Origin of the sequence: Polynucleobacter acidiphobus, from assembly GCF_003065385.1 — a bacterium.
GTDB lineage: Bacteria > Pseudomonadota > Gammaproteobacteria > Burkholderiales > Burkholderiaceae > Polynucleobacter > Polynucleobacter acidiphobus.
This window is the reverse complement of the sequence record NZ_CP023277.1, coordinates 1188934-1205041: the sequence shown is the minus strand read 5'-3', so window position 1 is coordinate 1205041 and position 16108 is coordinate 1188934. Positions and strand designations below refer to the sequence as shown.

Here is a 16108-nt window from a genome sequence, read left to right as displayed (position 1 = left end):
TTCATCTGTCATCTTGATGTCATTGTGACTAAGTAGGCTTAACTTTCTTATATATCAGCGGAAATTTCAATCATGGGTCAACTATTTGATTATCTCAATCCAGCTAAGTTTTTTGATACCTATCAGCCTTTTGAAGACATTAATCAAATTTTAAAGAGAGATCTTGAGGTTGTTGATAGTGACTCAAGCGGTGTTGTTCGTACATCTACAACTCTTTCTGTTTCATTAATGCGTCGCTATGAAAAAATTCTGACCGATTACTCGGACAAGGTATCTAGTTCAAATAAAAAATTTCATGAATTATCTGAGGCAATGAGCAATGAGATCATGTCTGGAAAATTCAATTCGGACTTAGCTGAATATATAAGAGATGCTAGCGAGAGGGCAGTATTAACCTTAGACACATTGCGTAAACGTGGTGACAATTTTATAAGTCATGAGGAAAAGGGCTGCCCTCCTGTGCTTGCATATCAATATGAGGTTGTGATGGAAGGCTCAGACTTACCCCATCCATCTAATTACACATTGCTCAAGATTCTGCCTCCTGTCGGTGTTGAAATTAATGATTCATATCGTCCATACATCATTATTGACCCAAGAGCAGGACATGGACCAGGAATTGGTGGTTTTAAAAAAGATAGTCAAGTAGGAGTTGCTCTCCAGTCTGGGCATCCCGTCTACTTTGTTTCATTTCATCGAGAGCCGGAGCCAAATCAGTATTTATCGTGCGTGACTCGAAGTGAGGCAGCATTTGTACGAGAAGTAATGCGGTTACACCCTAAAGCAGAAAAGCCAGTTGTGGTAGGTAACTGTCAGGGTGGATGGGCTACGCTATTACTAGCAGCGACCAACCCTGATATTACTGGGCCAATTGTGATTAATGGAGCCCCGGTTGCCCCATGGTCTGGAATTGTGGGTGAAAACTCTATGCGCTATAACGCAGGCGTGTTAGGGGGTACTTGGATACCAATGCTTTTATCTGATGTTGGCGGTGGAATTTTTGATGGGGCACATTTAGTCCAAAATTTTGAATTGCTGAATCCAAGCAGAACGCTGTATAGAAAATATACTGATCTCTTTCGCAATATTGATAAGGGTGACAAGACATTCTTAGAGTTTGAAACTTGGTGGGGCGGTTACTTCCTTATGCAGGAAGCTGAAATTCGCTGGATTGTTGAACAGTTATTCATCGGAAATCGTCTTGTAAAAAATGAAGCTCGTATTGAGCCAGGTAGACCAATCGATTTAAAAATGATTCGTGCACCCATCATAGTTTTTGCTAGTCATGGTGACAATATTACCCCACCCACTCAGGCTCTAGATTGGATCAAAGAAACTTACGCCGATGTAAATGAAATTAAAATTCGTGGCAAAAAGATTATCTACATGGTTCACGATCAAGTCGGACATTTAGGAATTTTTGTAAGCTCTCAAGTTGCAAAGCGTGAGCATGCAGAAGTCGCTTCGACTCTCGAAACGATTGAATCATTACCGCCCGGTCTTTACGAAATGCGAATCGAAGATATATCTGAGGATGATGGTAAAAAAAGCTTTACAGTTAGCTTCGCTGAAAGGACTCTCGATGATATTGATTCGTATGACGATAAGTTAGACGATGAGCAACCATTTGCAGCAGTTGCTCGGACCTCAGAGATTCAAGCCCAATTCTATGAGGGCCTCATTCGGCCCCTGATTAAATCAATGGTAACTCCATCGATGGCTGAGGCTAGCCGAGTATTTCATCCGCAGCGTATTTCACGAGCTGCAATTTCATCTCAGAACCCATTAATAAAGCCCATTGAGGCATTGGCTAGTGAAGTAAAGAAATCTCGTGTTGAGGTTGACCCATTAAATCCATTCTTAGGCCTAGAAGATTATGTTGCCACATCGACCGAACAGTTCATTGACTTCTGGCGTGACGTAAGAGATATGAATTATGAATTAATGTTCTATGGCATCTGGGGAAGTCCTATGATGCAACGTTTTGGAAAGAATTATGAGGGTCATCGCACCCTTAAAACGAGTGATGAGCTCCGTGTTTTACCAGAGGTGGTAGAGGCTTTGGAGCGGACAGAGACGGGCGGATTACCTGAGGCCGTCATCCGTATGCTCATTCTATTGGCTGATAGTAGAGGGAGCGTACGAAGAGATCGCCTTGAGAGATCAAACGAGGTCTTGAATCATTGCGAGCCATTCTCTGCAATCTCTCAAGTTGAACGAAATCATGTAATTCAAGAGCAGACCTTAATTGTTCGATATGCACAACGTTTGGCGATTAAATCCTTGCCAATACTGTTGGTGACTAAGGCTGATCGAGAATTAGCACTTAAAGTTGTTCACTACATCGTTGGCAATATGGATGACATGAAACAAGATACTCATAAATTGATTGATCAGTTTCATCAGGTTCTTGATATTCCAGAATTTAATGATGAAGTTACTAAGAATCCATTAGTTCATCAAAAAAAATCACTAGTCGATTCATCACACCATCACTTGCAATAATTTCCAATGAACTTAACTAATCGTCCATTTCATGAGATTCAAGTAGGAGACCGAGCTGAACTCGTCCGGCTCATTACTCCTGATGATCTATATGTGTTTGCAGCAGCTTCGGGTAATTACAACCCGATGCACCTAATTAAATCTCAAGATGCTAGCGATGGGATAGAAAATTCAGTTGCGCCAGGAATGTTTATTGCCTCTTTGATATCGGCTGTATTAGGCACCAAATTACCTGGCGCAGGAACTCTTTATAAACATCAAACAATTGATTTTCATGATCGAGCACATTCTGGAGATGAGCTGGTATGTCAGGTTGAAGTGATAGAGAAAAAAGATAATGGCAATGTTGTACTTTCAACTAAGGTATTAAATAAGTTATCTGATCAGTTGATTCTATCTGGAATTGCTGAGGTTATTGCCCCTAAAGATAAGATTCATCTTGACAATGTTGAAATTCCTGGATTGATTGTTCAGCGGCATCGTCATTTTGAATTGTTAGTCAGTCGTGCTCAACATCTTCAAAAACTTGCTACTGCTGTAGTTTGTCCGCATGATGTTAATTCAATAGGTGGGGCATTTCTGGCAGCTAAACAAGGAATCATCACACCAATTTTTATCGGATCTCAACAGGTTATTTCTGATCTTGCGAATCAATTAAATGAATCACTTGATGATTTTGAAGTAATTGATATTAAGGGCGATCAAGCAGCTGCAAGCATTGCATGCAAGCTAGTTCATGAAAAGCGTGTTTTCGCTGTGATGAAAGGGCATTTGCATACCGATGATTTACTAAAGCCAATGCTCGATAAGGTAAATGGACTTCGCGTTGGACGACGATTTACTCATGTATTTGTAATGGACGTACCCGGCTTAGACGAGCCATTATTGGTAACCGATGCAGCAATCAATATTTCCCCTGATTTGGCTACAAAAGTCGATATTTGTCAGAACGCTATCGATTTAGCTTTATCACTGGATATGAAGCCCCGAGTTGGCGTTTTGAGCGCCGTGGAAACGGTTAATCCAGCGATTCAGTCATCAATCGATGCTGCTTTGCTATCCAAAATGGCTGATCGCGGGCAAATTCGTGGCGGCTTCGTGGATGGTCCGCTTGCAATGGATAATGCGGTAGATTTAGCTGCGGCACGGACAAAGGGTATACGTGGAGATGTTGCAGGCCGCGCAAATATTCTCGTTGTTCCTGGCCTCGATGCTGGGAACATGCTTGCGAAACAGCTAGCATTTATTAGTCATGCCGAGGGTGCTGGCTTAGTTCTCGGCGCATCTGTGCCCGTGATTTTGAACTCCCGTTCGGACAGCCCGATGTCTCGTCTCGCATCTTGTGCAGTAGCTTCTTTGTACTATAAACGAGAGCTGTAATTTATGACTAAAGCAATCATGGCACTCAATGCTGGTTCATCGTCACTCAAAGCAGCCCTTTTTTCTCTTGATGATGACCAGGCGCTCGCAAATTGTTTGGTTGACCGAATTGGGCCAAATGGAGTATTCACCATCAAACTCTCCGATGGCACGCGCTATCAAATTGAAAACCTTAATTTGGAATCGCATGTTTTGGCAATGAAAGCCGTAATCAATCAACTGAATGAAATCTGGAAAGATCTTGATTTAATCGCGATTGGTCATCGAGTTGTACATGGTGGCGATTTTTATAGTAGGTCTGTAATTGTCTCGAACGAGGTTATTAAAAACTTAGAATCCTTATCACCATTTGCCCCATTACATCAGCCACACAATTTAGAGGGAATTGAAATTGCAATTCAACTATTCCCCGATATTACTCAAGTAGCTTGTTTTGATACCGCATTTCATCGAAACCACCCATGGGTTAACGATACATTTGCCTTACCTCGAGCATTTTATGATGAGGGAATACGACGGTATGGCTTTCATGGGCTAAGTTATCAATATATTGCTAATGAATTACGCATTCATTCTCCCTATCTTTGCGAAGGGAAAGTAGTGGTTGCACATCTTGGAAACGGCGCATCAATGTGCGCCATGCAAAATGGTAGATCAGTAGCCTCAACGATGGGATTCTCGGCACTAGATGGTTTGCCAATGGGAACTCGCTGCGGTCAATTAGATCCAGGGGTTCTGCTTTACTTACTTGATCAGCGCGGTATGACTGCTGCAGAGATTACAGATCTTTTATATAAAAAATCAGGTTTACTCGGCCTCTCTGAAATATCGAATGATATGAGGACCCTTGAGCAATCAGAAGCAGATTCTGCTAAAGAAGCAATTGATTACTTCATATTTAGGTGTCAACGCGAGGTGGGGGCAATGGCGGCTGCCTTGGGTGGTATTGACGCGTTAGTCTTTTGTGGTGGTATTGGTGAGAATTCGCGTTTAGTACGGTCGCGTATTTGCGAGCGCTTAGGTTGGATGGGAATTGAAATTGACTACACGAAGAATCAAAAAAATTCTCAAATCATTTCTACAGATCTTGCGCGGACAACCGTCATGGTGCTGCCAACAAATGAGGAGCAGGTAATCTTACGTGACACTCGCTCTTTAATGGCGTTACGAGGAGCAACTGCATGAGTATCAAAATGAAGGGGGCACTAAAACCCGAGGCGATTGCTGAATTAATACAGGATGGCTCATCGTTGATGATTGGTGGTTTCATGGCCGTTGGTACTCCCGAACGAATTATTGATGCATTAGTCCAAAGGGGTCGTAAAAATTTAACGGTGATTGCAAACGATACGGCGATGCCTGGAAAAGGAATTGGAAAGCTGATAACAGCAGGATTGGTTTCGCGTGTCATTGCATCCCACATAGGACTTAATCCCGAAACCCAAAAAATGATGATTTCGGGTCAGATTCAGGTTGATCTTGTTCCTCAGGGAACGTTAATTGAGCAGATCAGGGCTGGAGGTGTTGGCTTGGGCGGTGTTTTGACCGCCACAGGTCTTGGTACCGAGGTGGAGGAGGGGAAGAGGGTTATTGAGGTGGACGGTAAGCGATATTTATTAGAACCCCCTTTGCATGCGGACTATGCATTAATCGCTGCCCATCAAGCGGACTATGCTGGTAACTTAACGTATATGCTCACTGCGCATAACTTTAATCCGATTATGGCGTTAGCAGGAAAAGTTGTAATTGCCGAGCCAGAAAGTATCGTTCCTCTTGGAATGATTTCTCCAGATGCGGTCAAAACACCCGGCGTCCTGGTTAATCACCTATTAATTCGTCCTAATTGAGAGCTTAACCATGGATGCCAAAGAGTTAATTGCCCGAAGAGTTGCCGAAGAGATACAACCAGGAATGTTGGTCAATCTTGGAATTGGTTTGCCATCAATGGTGGCTAACTTTGTTCCACCAGCTTCAGGAGTTTATTTTCAGGCCGAAAATGGTGTGATTGGTCTGGGCGCTAGGCCTCCCGAGGGAATGGAAGATCCTCACTTAACTGATGCAGGGGGTGGATTTGTCTCGGCCGTTCCTGGAGCAGCAAGCATTGATAGTGCCATGAGTTTTGGATTAATTCGTGGCGGTCATCTGGATATGACGGTATTGGGAGGCTTAGAGGTTGATGCTAAGGGTCAATTAGCCAATTGGAAGGTTCCGCAGAAAATGGTTCCAGGTATGGGTGGCGCAATGGACTTGGTAACTGGAGCGAGGACGGTTATTGTGGCGATGTTGCATATGGCGAAGGGCCAGTCAAAGATTGTTCAGGAATGTACGCTGCCTCTGACCTCACTTAGACCAGTTGATTTAATTATTACTGACTTGGCAGTTATCAAGCCAATCAAAGAAGGCTTGCTTCTTTGTGAATACGCTCCAAATTCAAGCATTGAACAAGTTATTGAATCAACTGAAGCAAATTTAATCGTTTCGGATGAAATCAAGCCAATGTTCAGTAGTTCATCCAATCAACAGTAAAAGTGAATTTTTAGCTTTAATGCAGTTAACTACCTTAAGACAAATATGAATATTAAAACTGTCGGTGTTATAGGCGCGGGTACGATGGGAAATGGTATCTGTCAGATTTTTTCTCAAGCTGGTTTGCAGGTACTTATGATTGATATAAACCAAGAGGTAATAAATAAAGGTATTAATACAATCGATAAAAACTTAAGTCGACTGGTAGAGAAAGAAAAAATTTCAAACCAGGCAAAATTATCAATTCTTGAACGCATACTTGGATCAACTAATTATGATGATTTGAAAAAAACTGACTTAGTTATTGAGGCAGCCACTGAAAATTATGAACTCAAACTAAAAATACTCAGTCAGATTGATGCCATCGTTAGCCAAGATGTCATCATTGCAACCAATACCTCCTCACTATCGGTTACACAGTTAGCGCAAAGTAATTCGAGCCCAAGCCGTTTTATTGGGATGCATTTTTTTAATCCTGTACCCGTCATGAGCTTGGTCGAAATAATTCGCGGTCTTCAAACAAGCGATGAAACCCATAATGTGATTATTCAACTTACCAAGTTCATTGGTAAGGAACCTATCTCTGTAAAGAATTCCCCCGGTTTTGTTGTAAATCGCATTCTCATTCCGATGATTAATGAGGCATTTTTTACCCTTGCTGAGGGGCTGGCTTCGGCAGAAGACATTGATGCCGGAATGAAGCTTGGATGTAATTTTCCGATGGGGCCACTGGCATTAGCTGACTTAATTGGGCTTGATACCTGCTTAGCCATTATGAATGTTTACTTTATGAACTTTAAAGATTCAAAATATCGCCCAGCACCGCTCCTGCAAGAAATGGTAGCCGCCGGATATCTTGGCCGGAAAGCCGGTCGAGGTGTTTATGAATACTCTAAGTAGCCTTTGCGCAATGGATCATTCAGACATTAACCCTATTATTGAAAAAGAAACCATTCTTCCTGATGGACGATATCTACAGCGACTTTTAATGGAAGAGGATCGTGCATACGTCCTTGATTTATTTGATCATTTATCAGCCAAAAGTCGGTATTATCGATATGCTCAGCAGCTTAAAACCTTACCTGAATCGCTCCTGCAAAGAATTATTAGCGCTCATCATCGCGACGATTTGGCAATCGGCTCTTTTTTCTATGCAAAGAATGACCTACAAGGATCGCTAGTTGGTATTGCTCGTTATGTGCAGGAGGGGGAATCACATTGCGCTGAATTCTCTCTTTCGGTAAGGGATGATTTTCATCATAGGGGCATAGGATCATCCTTGATGAAAAATCTTTTCGAGTATGCAAAATCGAACGGATTTACTGAATTGCATGGCTATGTTTTAGCTGACAATCACGAAATGCTCTCATTAATGGCGCATTTAGGGGCAACTATTTCCTCCCACCCTGAGGATTTTTCATCACGCATAACAACGTTTCATCTCTGAAGACAGCTTATGTCGCCAAAACGTACGAGTGTAATTTAAAGGTCATCCTTTGAATGCCCTATCTGATTATTATGATGTGTTTAGATGGATTGAGTTTTCTTTCAGGAGTTCGAGATGAACGATTTTGGATCGCACAACATTATTTTCAATAACTTTGGAAGAAAACTTTTTACTAAAAGTTGTCTAAAAGATTTATTAATTTGGAAACATCTCCATAAAACCTCTCCTAATGCGGTCCAAAGTGATCATGATTTGGACCGGGTCAGTGAAGAGATTCTATTCAATGAAATGAAGGCAGCAAACGAATAGCATTTCTATGGTTTGCCAATGATCTAAGCTCGCAGGAATGCTCGATGCTCATGCAACAAGAAGTTCTCAGTCGACCAAACTGCCGTCGGTCGCATGTGAGAGATGGTTAGGGGGTTAGTCTGCTTTTTCTAGAAAATGCTTCGCGTAGCGCGGATTCATTTCTGAGAGTCGCAACATCGTGAGTAGATCAGCGGTGTTGAAGTCAGGATCCCAAGCGGGCGCACTGCAAATCTTAGCCCCGAGTTTCAGATAGCCCTTGATGAGTGGTGGTGCTTCCACATGAAGACCGCCATTTAAGCGATCCAAGGGGAGGGGTAATTTCGGGAACGCATGGTTCTCAACTGGCGCCATTTGATCTGGCTCCAGCGAGTTATAAAGGCTAGCTGCATAGTGGCCGCCATCGGCCATTGGAATGCTGGCGCAACCAAGCATGATCTCGTATTGGTGCTGTTTCATATACTGGCCAAGACCACTCCATAGCGCCATAATTACTGCGCCCGAGCGGTAGTCCTCATGCACACAGGAGCGACCCACTTCAACCATTTTGGGGCGCAAGTGATTAATACGGGAGAGATCAAACTCCGAATCCGAGTAAAGACGACCGAGTTGACTGGCTTTATGAGGTGGCAGAACCCGGTAAGTACCAATGACGCGCAAGGTCTCTGGGTCACGAATGAGCAAATGATCGCAATAGGCATCAAACTCATCAATATCAAGACCATCTTCATTTGTCGGTAATCGTGCGCCCATCTCTTCAGCAAATACCTTGTAACGCAGGCGCTGCGCTTCTTTAATCTCTTCGTCATTAATGGCCCACGAAATCTTAAATGGCGCGCGCTTGGCTTTGCCTAATAGTTGGGGGACGTTCTCTAATCCGGTCTTGGATGAAGATGTCTCAAATTTGGTCTCACCCTTGGTGGCCTCGGACTTTTTGCCAAAAAACTTCTTGAGGGGATTCAATTTATCCGCCCAAGGCTTTGTAGGAATTGATTCGTTCGCATGACGTTTTGTTGTAATGAATAAGTTGTCCAGGGGCGAAAAAGGATTTGGAATATCAGGCATCGTGCTTCCTTAATTGATAGCCTAATCCTATAGGGCATATATTACAGGAATAAGGCAGAGGGATCATAAATACAAGTATTTGATTTTATTGAATAAATTCTTGATAGAGGACGGCAGCCCAGATCACAAAGGCAATCAGTAAGGCCAGCATCACAGCAGCCGAGCCAAAATCCTTGGCCCGTTTAGAGAGGTCATGGTGCTCAAAGGAGATCCGGTCGATTGCGGCTTCTACGCTTGAGTTCAGCAGTTCAATCACCAGCACCATGATTAGCGAGCAGATCATGAGTGCCTTCTCAACGAGGCCAACTGGCAGGAAAAGGGCAATCGGGCTTAAGACCACCAATAAGACCAGTTCCTGCCGAAAGGCGCTTTCCTCCTTAAAGGCAAAGATTAAGCCATGCCAGGAGTTCTTGGCTGCATGAATGGCACGGGTTAGACCGCGATTCCCCTTATGGGGATTTTGTTTAATGTCGTACGGCTGGCTCATTAAGCAGGAACCGTTTGCGTACTCACATGCACCCGCACCGGCTTTAAATGATTGGCAAATTGCTCACTTGCAGCTTTCCATGAGAACTTCTCGGCATGGGCACGCGCTACCTCACGCGGAATGCGCAGCGCCTCCATACATGCAGTCTTTAAATCCTCATGCATGACCCCAGCTTTGGAGTCACCGAGTACATCAATTGGACCGGTGACAGGGTAAGCGGCTACTGGCAAACCGCAAGCCATGGCTTCAAGCAAAACGAGACCAAAGGTATCGGTCTTGCTTGGGAACACAAAGACATCAGCAGCAGCATAGACCTCGGCCAATTGATATTGATTAAGGACACCAAGATAGTTCACGAGGGGGTATTTCTCTTTAATTTCTTTTAAGGCCGGACCATCACCGACTACCCACTTTGATCCCGGGAGATCAATCTCTAAAAACGCATTGATGTTTTTCTCAACCGCAACGCGACCTACGTATAAAAAGATGGGATGGGCCGAATTTAATACTTTGGAGGGTTGAACTTTAAAGATCTCGAGGTCAACGCCGCGTGACCAGATCACGACGTTATCAAAGCCGTATTTCTCGAGATCGTCTTTGACCACTTGGGTGGGCGCCATCACTGCCATTGATGGGCCATGAAACCATTTCAGGAAGCGATAAGTCCACGCCAGTGGAATGCGGGTACGTGCGTAGACGTATTCAGGAAAACGGGTGTGATAAGCGGTTGAGAATGGTAAGTTGTGGCGGAGTGCGTACGAGCGTGCCGCCAAGCCAAGTGGCCCCTCGGTCGCAATATGAATCGCATCGGGCGAGAAGGCCTTCATCCGCTTGGCAACACCTTTGCCCGGGAGGATCGACAAGGAGATGTCTGGATAAGTCGGGCAGGGGATGGTCTTAAATTCGGTGGGCGTAATCATCTCGACCTGATGCCCCATCTTTTGGAGCTCATATGTAGTTTGCTTGAGAGTTCTTACAACGCCATTGACTTGGGGTTCCCAAGCGTCAGTTACGATCATGATTCTCATGAAATTGTCTCCATTGAATGAGTAGTAGTGGATTGCGCCATCAACGCAGGCGATGAGGCTCGGCTTGGAAAAGAAATCGATAGGCTGATTTGCTCAACCATTACTTCTTCGATGACCGGTTTGTCATCCAAGATGCGTGGCCAATGCACAATCTTGAGCTCGCCCTCGTGGGTTTCAACTAAGGCAGTCAAACTCTCAACCCAATCGCCATCATTGCAATAAAGGAGGTTGTCGATCATACGGATCTCGGCTTTGTGGATATGCCCACAGACCACGCCTTGACAGCCCCGTAAACGAGCCTCGCGCGCCATGATCATTTCAAAGTCAGCAATGTAGCTAACCGCATTCTTGACCTGGTGCTTTAGGTATTGCGAGAGCGACCAATACTGCATGCCCATCCGAATACGCAGTAGATTGAGATAGCGATTGAAGTACAAAATTAGGGAGTAGAGGTTGTCACCCACATAGGCAAGCCACTTGGCGTATTGCATCACGCCATCAAATAAATCACCGTGGGTAATCCAGAGCTTGCGACCATCGGCCGTCGTATGAATGGCCTCGGGTACCACTTTGATTTCACCAAAGGAGAGACCCAAGAACTGACGAATCGATTCATCATGATTGCCAGGAACATACACAACTTCAGTTCCTTTGCGAGCTTTACGTAAGATCTTTTGGACCACATCGTTATGAGACTGCGGCCAGTAAATGCTCTTCTTTAGGCGCCAACCATCAATGATGTCACCAACCAAATAAAGGGTGTCGGATTCGTTATGCTTTAAGAAATCGAGGAGGAACTTCGCCTGGCATCCAGGTGTCCCGAGATGCACGTCTGAGATCCAAATGGCTCTATAGTGCTCCATGGACCTCTACGATGCCACCGCATCATGAAATCATCATGACACTTCGGTGTCAGTTTGATGACAAGCACCCAGGCATCCCCCTTTATCATCTGAACTATGGCAGATTCCTCCCGATCCTTACTCTGGCCCACCTTGCAAATCATTTTCCATGTGATCAAAGGCGCATTGATTCTGATTGCGATCTTTCCCTTTGCGCAAGATGCTACCAAGAAACGCCATATTCAAGCCTGGTCAAGGCATCTTCTTAAGCTCTTTAGGCTCAAGCTCAAGGTCATCAACGCCGAGTATTTACCTAAAAACGGGGGCTATCTGATTGCGGCTAACCATATTTCGTGGATTGATATTGCCAGCATTCAATCTTTCTTGCCTTGCCGCTTTGTCGCAAAGTCGGAAGTCGCTGGCTGGCCCGTGTTTGGCTGGATGGCCAGGCAAACTGGAACCCTCTTTATTCGTAGAGATAACAAACGGCATGGTAAAGAGATTGCCAAACAACTAGAAGAACTGCTCCCTAAAGAGCCGATTTGCATATTCCCAGAGGGCACCTCAACGGCAGGGGATCGGGTCTTGCCATTTAAAACTAATCTTTTTGAGTCAGCTGCACAAACCCAGGTACAAACCTTCCCAATGGCCATTCGGTATCGCAATGCGCATCAGGAATATAGCGATGCCACCGCCTTCATTGGCGACATGACCTTGATTGATTCAATTGCCAAGATGCTAAGAGCCAAAGCCATTACCGTCGAGCTGATCTTTGCGCCAAGCCCCGCAGTCGAACTGGATCGCAAGGATCTCGCGCTGTATTGCGAGACCCAAGTGCGATCCATGATTGAGACTAGAAGTTAGCTCGAACGCCCACCATCAAACTACGACCAGGCTGGGGTGCATATAAACGAACCGCCATCGGCGTGGTGGCATAGCGAATGTCATCGTTCAGAATATTCCTGAGCATCATATAGCCCGTCCAACTGACCTTATTGATCTTCTCGGTGTACGACAAACCGGCATTTAAGAGGTTATAGCTTGGAGTAGGACCAACTTCCCAGTCAGCAAGACGATTTTGCTGAAAGCTATAGGTATAACTGGCGTTCGCCAGCCAACCATTCTTCTGATGCGCCACCTGCACACCAACGCGAGGAGCGGGTTGCAAGGGCAAGTTACCACCGGCATCAAAGGTACCTTGTGAGGCATCGGCAAACAAACGTGCACCGCTACCCACATTGCCCCAGTTGTAGGTCAGCTCACCCTCAGCCCCCTTGATGGTGGCAGCGGCTTGTTGAGCAACTACGACGGAAAATTCTTCGGCAGCTTCTGCAGTTTGTCCCGTGTAATAACCATAAATATAGTTATTAAATTTATTGAGATAAAGATTGACCTTGCCCTTTACTTTACCGATTGTCTTTTGCAGATTGAGTTCTAAGTTATGAGAAGTCTCTTTGTTCAAATTCGAGTCACCCACCGCAAAGGTGGCAGTCGACTCATGAATGCCGTAGGCGTAGAGTTCCTGCGGACTCGGTGCGCGCTGAGATACGGTGTATGACAGTCCCGTGCCATAGCCATTGGCAAAGTTCCATAAACCACCAGCAGAATACGAAATTAAATTGAAATTGCGGTTCTGTAAGGTTGGGGTTGCTGGGTTGGGACTTGGCGATGCATCAGGATCTTGAAACTCGCTTACCTGATTGGGGTTTTGAGATACCAAGTCATAGCGCAAACCTAAATTACCTTGAAGTGCGCCCCAACGACCTTCCTCAATCCAAAAGAGTGCATTGGAGTTGGTCTTAGTGGATGGCAAGATGGCGTAGCTTCCTGTTTCGACCTCAGTCGCTTCCACTGAGGAGCGTGTGACCTGTGCACCAAACGTTCCTTTCCAGCCCATGAACTGTTTGTGAGCGAGCTCTAAACGAAATTCATTGGCGATGTTCTTCCAAACCGCAGCTGCGGTGTATGCGCCGCTGTCCTCATCAATACCAAACTCAGTATGGTTGTAATTACTGTTAGCTGCGCTGAACTTGATCGAAGAGAACCCTGCAAATGGATCACGGGTTTGGTGCTGGAAGTCATAGCGATTCTGAGATTGGGCAATCATCCCGCCCTCTGGCGTTGGAATACCGTAATTATTGTTCAAACGCTCAACCGAAATACCTGTATATCCCGATTTGCCAATATACGACGCGCCTACGCCTAAGTTATTTTGATTATTAAACGAGTTGGGTAATTTACCAGTGTAGTTTTGAGCCTCCTCAAACGGATGCCCTGGAATATTCCAGACCTGATTCGGGCCACCCTGCGTTGAATTCCCCGGAATCCGATAGTTCTGATTATTGTTAATCGCTGTATCGACATGAACTGCTACGGAGCCCACCGAGCCTTCAATAACACCCGATGCAGCTCGACCATTACTCACCGTGTCATAGCTGGTATTCACTGCACCCGTTGGCTTATCGGGCAAGGTTGTCAAAATTCGATCATTGACCACGTTGACTAAGCCACCACTCGATCCTGAGCCATAGAGCAGGGCGGCCGCTCCTCGCAAAATCTCAATCTGTCTGGCATTCGCTACTGGGCTTGCTACCGCATGATCGGCAGAGATAGCTGAGACATCACCAACGGATAGACCGTTTTGTAAGATCTGTACACGCGCCCCTTCAAGGCCACGCATCACGGGGCGTGATGCACCAAGACCGTAACCCGTTTGCGATACGCCAAGTTCGTTTCCAATGGTGGCGCCTAGGGTGGTGCCCAACTTATCTTGCAGCTCATTGCCTTGCAAGATTTTGGTGGGGGTCAAAATGCTGCTTGCAGACTCACGGGAGCCCGTGACATCAATTTGCATGGGATTTTGTTGTGCCATGGCTGCGCTACTAAATGCAGCTGTCGCCACAAGCCAAAGGGCTGATCGCCGTGTTGCGATCACTGAATATGTCAGGTTCATGATTGATTCATCCAAAAGGGGGATGACCCAGCTAGGCCAGGTCAAGCCGTTTAATCATCCAAATCCGTCTTCAAGCGAAGACCGATTTACGTAGGGGGATTAGAGGATGGGGAGTGGGGGTGCCCGCGATTGATAGGGCTCGTGAGTGCGGGATGCACTAACTTGAGTGATAAAGCCAACAAGGGATTGGCTAAAACCATTTGGAGCAACAAACTGAATTGGGCTACTGGTAATGAGACCCGCAAGGCTGATCGCATCAAAGAGTTGGCAATCGACTGAACTCTCTTCATGGCCCAGGAATGCAAAGAGCAAGTGATCATGGCTTTCGCAACTGGCATGGGACTCATGAGCGTGGAGGGTTGCCGAGGGTTTAAATTCTTGATGCCCAATCTGGTGAACCAACCCAAGCCATTGAGTGCTTAAGAGGCTCAGCAATACCAAGCCAAGCATCACCCAGCGCTTGATGGGCGCAGTATCCTGGGTAATGAGGCGATGGCGTAATAAGGAGGACATATCGTCAATACTACCTGAGTTGTCAAGCCCCCCCTAATGTAGGAGGGTGCCTAGAGCCCAGTCAGGCTATAATATAAGTCTGTCGGAGTGTAGCGCAGCCTGGTAGCGCACCTGCTTTGGGAGCAGGGGGTCCAAGGTTCGAATCCTTGTACTCCGACCACTTTTCTCTTGTTACTCTCGTAACTCCCTCAAAAACGCCAAGTCACTCCAATCTCTGATCGGTTTGCAGCAACATTCTTGCCAGTCCAGGCGTTATTGGGGGTCGTACCACTTTGTAAAAAGGATAGGCCGATATCAACATTTTTAGTGACCGAGAATATGGCTGCCACCATGGCGTAGTCATTAACGGCAGCTCCATTAGTGGAAGTATTAATCGAACTACCAATATCTAAAGCAAGCTTGAGCCAGGAATTAACATTCCAAATAGGAGCAATTGAGCCTGAAACTAAGTTAATTTGATAGGGATCGTAGGAACCGCTAATCGGAAAATTGGAGTTATACGGGTTACGGGCATAACTGATGTTGCTATGAACCTCAATTTCTTCCCAGTAATACGAGATGATGTAATTAAGCTCATAGTTGGTCTTTGCCAGACCTAAACCTTGCACCTGTTGTGACGTACTTGCAGGGAGGGTAATCGCTGGCTTAATGGCCATCCCAAGACCCGATTCACCATCGCCCCAGAAGCGCCATTTGAGTGAAATAATATTGTTTGAGAACGGCGAGTACGATCCACGCGGGGTTGCATAGTAGGTGGTAGAGAATGCGATCTCTGTGGTTTCTGAGATACCGTAGGTGTAAGTAAATGGGAAAGCCTTGGCATTTCCATCGCCTCGAAACTCTTCGCCAGGCGTTGCGGTGCTGCCAGGATCCCCTGGGGCGAAATTACGCAAGCTGTAAAAGTACGCCTCAATTTGATTGACACTTTTACCAATCGTGCCTGCATCATCGGTGTTCAAGGGCTCAAATGCATGAACAAGTCTTGGCAATCCAACCAAGACCAGTATCAGCAAAGCGCAATGAATGAACCAGGACAAACGCATGAACCACGCCCAT

General features: G+C 45.5%; 15 protein-coding genes and 1 tRNA gene. 9 read left to right on the top strand and 7 right to left on the bottom strand.

What is annotated here, in order from left to right; translation table 11 throughout:
- Nucleotides 1-72 precede the first annotated feature (72 nt).
- From AOC32_RS06435 to AOC32_RS06405, 7 genes are read left to right on the top strand one after another with little or no spacing between them, the layout of a single operon-like run.
- A complete protein-coding gene (locus AOC32_RS06435) occupies nt 73-2505 on the top strand; it encodes a DUF3141 domain-containing protein (protein WP_199908491.1) in 2433 nt (810 codons plus the stop codon).
- A 6-nt stretch (nt 2506-2511) separates the two neighbouring features.
- A complete protein-coding gene (locus AOC32_RS06430; protein WP_108508679.1) occupies nt 2512-3885 on the top strand; it encodes a bifunctional enoyl-CoA hydratase/phosphate acetyltransferase in 1374 nt (457 codons plus the stop codon).
- Between the two features lie 18 nt (nt 3886-3903).
- A complete protein-coding gene (locus AOC32_RS06425) occupies nt 3904-5070 on the top strand; it encodes an acetate/propionate family kinase (RefSeq protein ID WP_234409713.1) in 1167 nt (388 codons plus the stop codon).
- Nucleotides 5067-5732: a CoA transferase subunit A gene (locus tag AOC32_RS06420; RefSeq protein WP_199908490.1), complete on the top strand. Its 666-nt coding sequence runs from the start codon at nt 5067-5069 to the stop codon at nt 5730-5732. Before AOC32_RS06425 ends, AOC32_RS06420 begins: the two co-directional genes overlap by 4 nt.
- 10 nt (nt 5733-5742) lie before the next feature.
- Nucleotides 5743-6411, top strand: a complete 669-nt coding sequence (locus tag AOC32_RS06415) for a 3-oxoacid CoA-transferase subunit B (RefSeq protein ID WP_108508677.1) — start codon at nt 5743-5745, stop codon at nt 6409-6411.
- A 45-nt stretch (nt 6412-6456) separates the two neighbouring features.
- Nucleotides 6457-7311 (top strand): 3-hydroxybutyryl-CoA dehydrogenase, encoded by an 855-nt coding sequence (locus tag AOC32_RS06410; protein ID WP_108508676.1) that lies wholly within the window; start codon nt 6457-6459, stop codon nt 7309-7311.
- A gap of 10 nt (nt 7312-7321) precedes the next feature.
- Complete coding sequence (locus tag AOC32_RS06405) at nt 7322-7858, top strand: GNAT family N-acetyltransferase (RefSeq protein ID WP_159074913.1); 537 nt, start codon at nt 7322-7324, stop codon at nt 7856-7858.
- A 423-nt stretch (nt 7859-8281) separates the two neighbouring features.
- Here AOC32_RS06405 and AOC32_RS06395 read toward each other — a convergent pair whose 3' ends face one another.
- The 4 genes from AOC32_RS06395 to AOC32_RS06380 all read right to left on the bottom strand — a co-directional run bounded on the left by AOC32_RS06395 (nt 8282) and on the right by AOC32_RS06380 (nt 11607).
- Nucleotides 8282-9229, bottom strand: coding sequence for a GNAT family N-acetyltransferase (locus AOC32_RS06395; protein ID WP_234409712.1), 948 nt, complete (start codon nt 9227-9229; stop codon nt 8282-8284).
- Nucleotides 9230-9314: 85 nt separating this feature from the next.
- On the bottom strand, nt 9315-9716 hold the full coding sequence (locus AOC32_RS06390; protein ID WP_108508673.1) for a diacylglycerol kinase: 402 nt from the start codon (nt 9714-9716) through the stop codon (nt 9315-9317).
- Nucleotides 9716-10744 (bottom strand): glycosyltransferase family 4 protein, encoded by a 1029-nt coding sequence (locus tag AOC32_RS06385; protein WP_108508672.1) that lies wholly within the window; start codon nt 10742-10744, stop codon nt 9716-9718. The genes AOC32_RS06390 and AOC32_RS06385 overlap by 1 nt, the downstream gene beginning before the upstream one ends.
- On the bottom strand, nt 10741-11607 hold the full coding sequence (locus AOC32_RS06380; RefSeq protein ID WP_108508671.1) for a UDP-2,3-diacylglucosamine diphosphatase: 867 nt from the start codon (nt 11605-11607) through the stop codon (nt 10741-10743). The genes AOC32_RS06385 and AOC32_RS06380 overlap by 4 nt, the downstream gene beginning before the upstream one ends.
- 96 nt (nt 11608-11703) lie before the next feature.
- On the opposite strand from AOC32_RS06380, the gene AOC32_RS06375 reads away from it, so the two are divergent.
- Nucleotides 11704-12450, top strand: coding sequence for a lysophospholipid acyltransferase family protein (locus tag AOC32_RS06375; RefSeq protein ID WP_108508670.1), 747 nt, complete (start codon nt 11704-11706; stop codon nt 12448-12450).
- Here AOC32_RS06375 and AOC32_RS06370 read toward each other — a convergent pair.
- Nucleotides 12440-14539: a TonB-dependent receptor gene (locus AOC32_RS06370; RefSeq protein WP_108508669.1), complete on the bottom strand. Its 2100-nt coding sequence runs from the start codon at nt 14537-14539 to the stop codon at nt 12440-12442. The two genes, AOC32_RS06375 and AOC32_RS06370, sit on opposite strands and share 11 nt — an antisense overlap.
- Nucleotides 14540-14638: 99 nt before the next feature.
- Nucleotides 14639-15052: a hypothetical protein gene (locus tag AOC32_RS06365; protein WP_108508668.1), complete on the bottom strand. Its 414-nt coding sequence runs from the start codon at nt 15050-15052 to the stop codon at nt 14639-14641.
- A gap of 83 nt (nt 15053-15135) precedes the next feature.
- Here AOC32_RS06365 and AOC32_RS06360 point away from each other — a divergent pair.
- Nucleotides 15136-15212 (top strand) — tRNA-Pro (locus AOC32_RS06360).
- Between the two features lie 28 nt (nt 15213-15240).
- On the opposite strand, the gene AOC32_RS06355 is transcribed toward AOC32_RS06360, so the two are convergent.
- The gene (locus AOC32_RS06355) at nt 15241-16095 is read right to left on the bottom strand and encodes a hypothetical protein (protein WP_108508667.1); all 855 of its coding nucleotides are present in this window, start codon (nt 16093-16095) and stop codon (nt 15241-15243) included.
- Nucleotides 16096-16108: the final 13 nt, after the last annotated feature.

Excerpts from the sequence above, each read along its gene's own strand:
- AOC32_RS06435 (WP_199908491.1), top strand. The coding sequence starts at position 73 with ATGGGTCAACTATTTGATTATCTCAATCCAGCTAAGTTTTTTGATACC.
- AOC32_RS06430 (WP_108508679.1), top strand. The coding sequence starts at position 2,512 with ATGAACTTAACTAATCGTCCATTTCATGAGATTCAAGTAGGAGACCGA.
- AOC32_RS06425 (WP_234409713.1), top strand. The coding sequence starts at position 3,904 with ATGGCACTCAATGCTGGTTCATCGTCACTCAAAGCAGCCCTTTTTTCT.
- AOC32_RS06420 (WP_199908490.1), top strand. The coding sequence starts at position 5,067 with ATGAGTATCAAAATGAAGGGGGCACTAAAACCCGAGGCGATTGCTGAA.
- AOC32_RS06415 (WP_108508677.1), top strand. The coding sequence starts at position 5,743 with ATGGATGCCAAAGAGTTAATTGCCCGAAGAGTTGCCGAAGAGATACAA.
- AOC32_RS06410 (WP_108508676.1), top strand. The coding sequence starts at position 6,457 with ATGAATATTAAAACTGTCGGTGTTATAGGCGCGGGTACGATGGGAAAT.
- AOC32_RS06405 (WP_159074913.1), top strand. The coding sequence starts at position 7,322 with ATGGATCATTCAGACATTAACCCTATTATTGAAAAAGAAACCATTCTT.
- AOC32_RS06395 (WP_234409712.1), bottom strand. The coding sequence starts at position 9,229 with ATGCCTGATATTCCAAATCCTTTTTCGCCCCTGGACAACTTATTCATT.
- AOC32_RS06390 (WP_108508673.1), bottom strand. The coding sequence starts at position 9,716 with ATGAGCCAGCCGTACGACATTAAACAAAATCCCCATAAGGGGAATCGC.
- AOC32_RS06385 (WP_108508672.1), bottom strand. The coding sequence starts at position 10,744 with ATGAGAATCATGATCGTAACTGACGCTTGGGAACCCCAAGTCAATGGC.
- AOC32_RS06380 (WP_108508671.1), bottom strand. The coding sequence starts at position 11,607 with ATGGAGCACTATAGAGCCATTTGGATCTCAGACGTGCATCTCGGGACA.
- AOC32_RS06375 (WP_108508670.1), top strand. The coding sequence starts at position 11,704 with ATGGCAGATTCCTCCCGATCCTTACTCTGGCCCACCTTGCAAATCATT.
- AOC32_RS06370 (WP_108508669.1), bottom strand. The coding sequence starts at position 14,539 with ATGAACCTGACATATTCAGTGATCGCAACACGGCGATCAGCCCTTTGG.
- AOC32_RS06365 (WP_108508668.1), bottom strand. The coding sequence starts at position 15,052 with ATGTCCTCCTTATTACGCCATCGCCTCATTACCCAGGATACTGCGCCC.
- AOC32_RS06355 (WP_108508667.1), bottom strand. The coding sequence starts at position 16,095 with ATGCGTTTGTCCTGGTTCATTCATTGCGCTTTGCTGATACTGGTCTTG.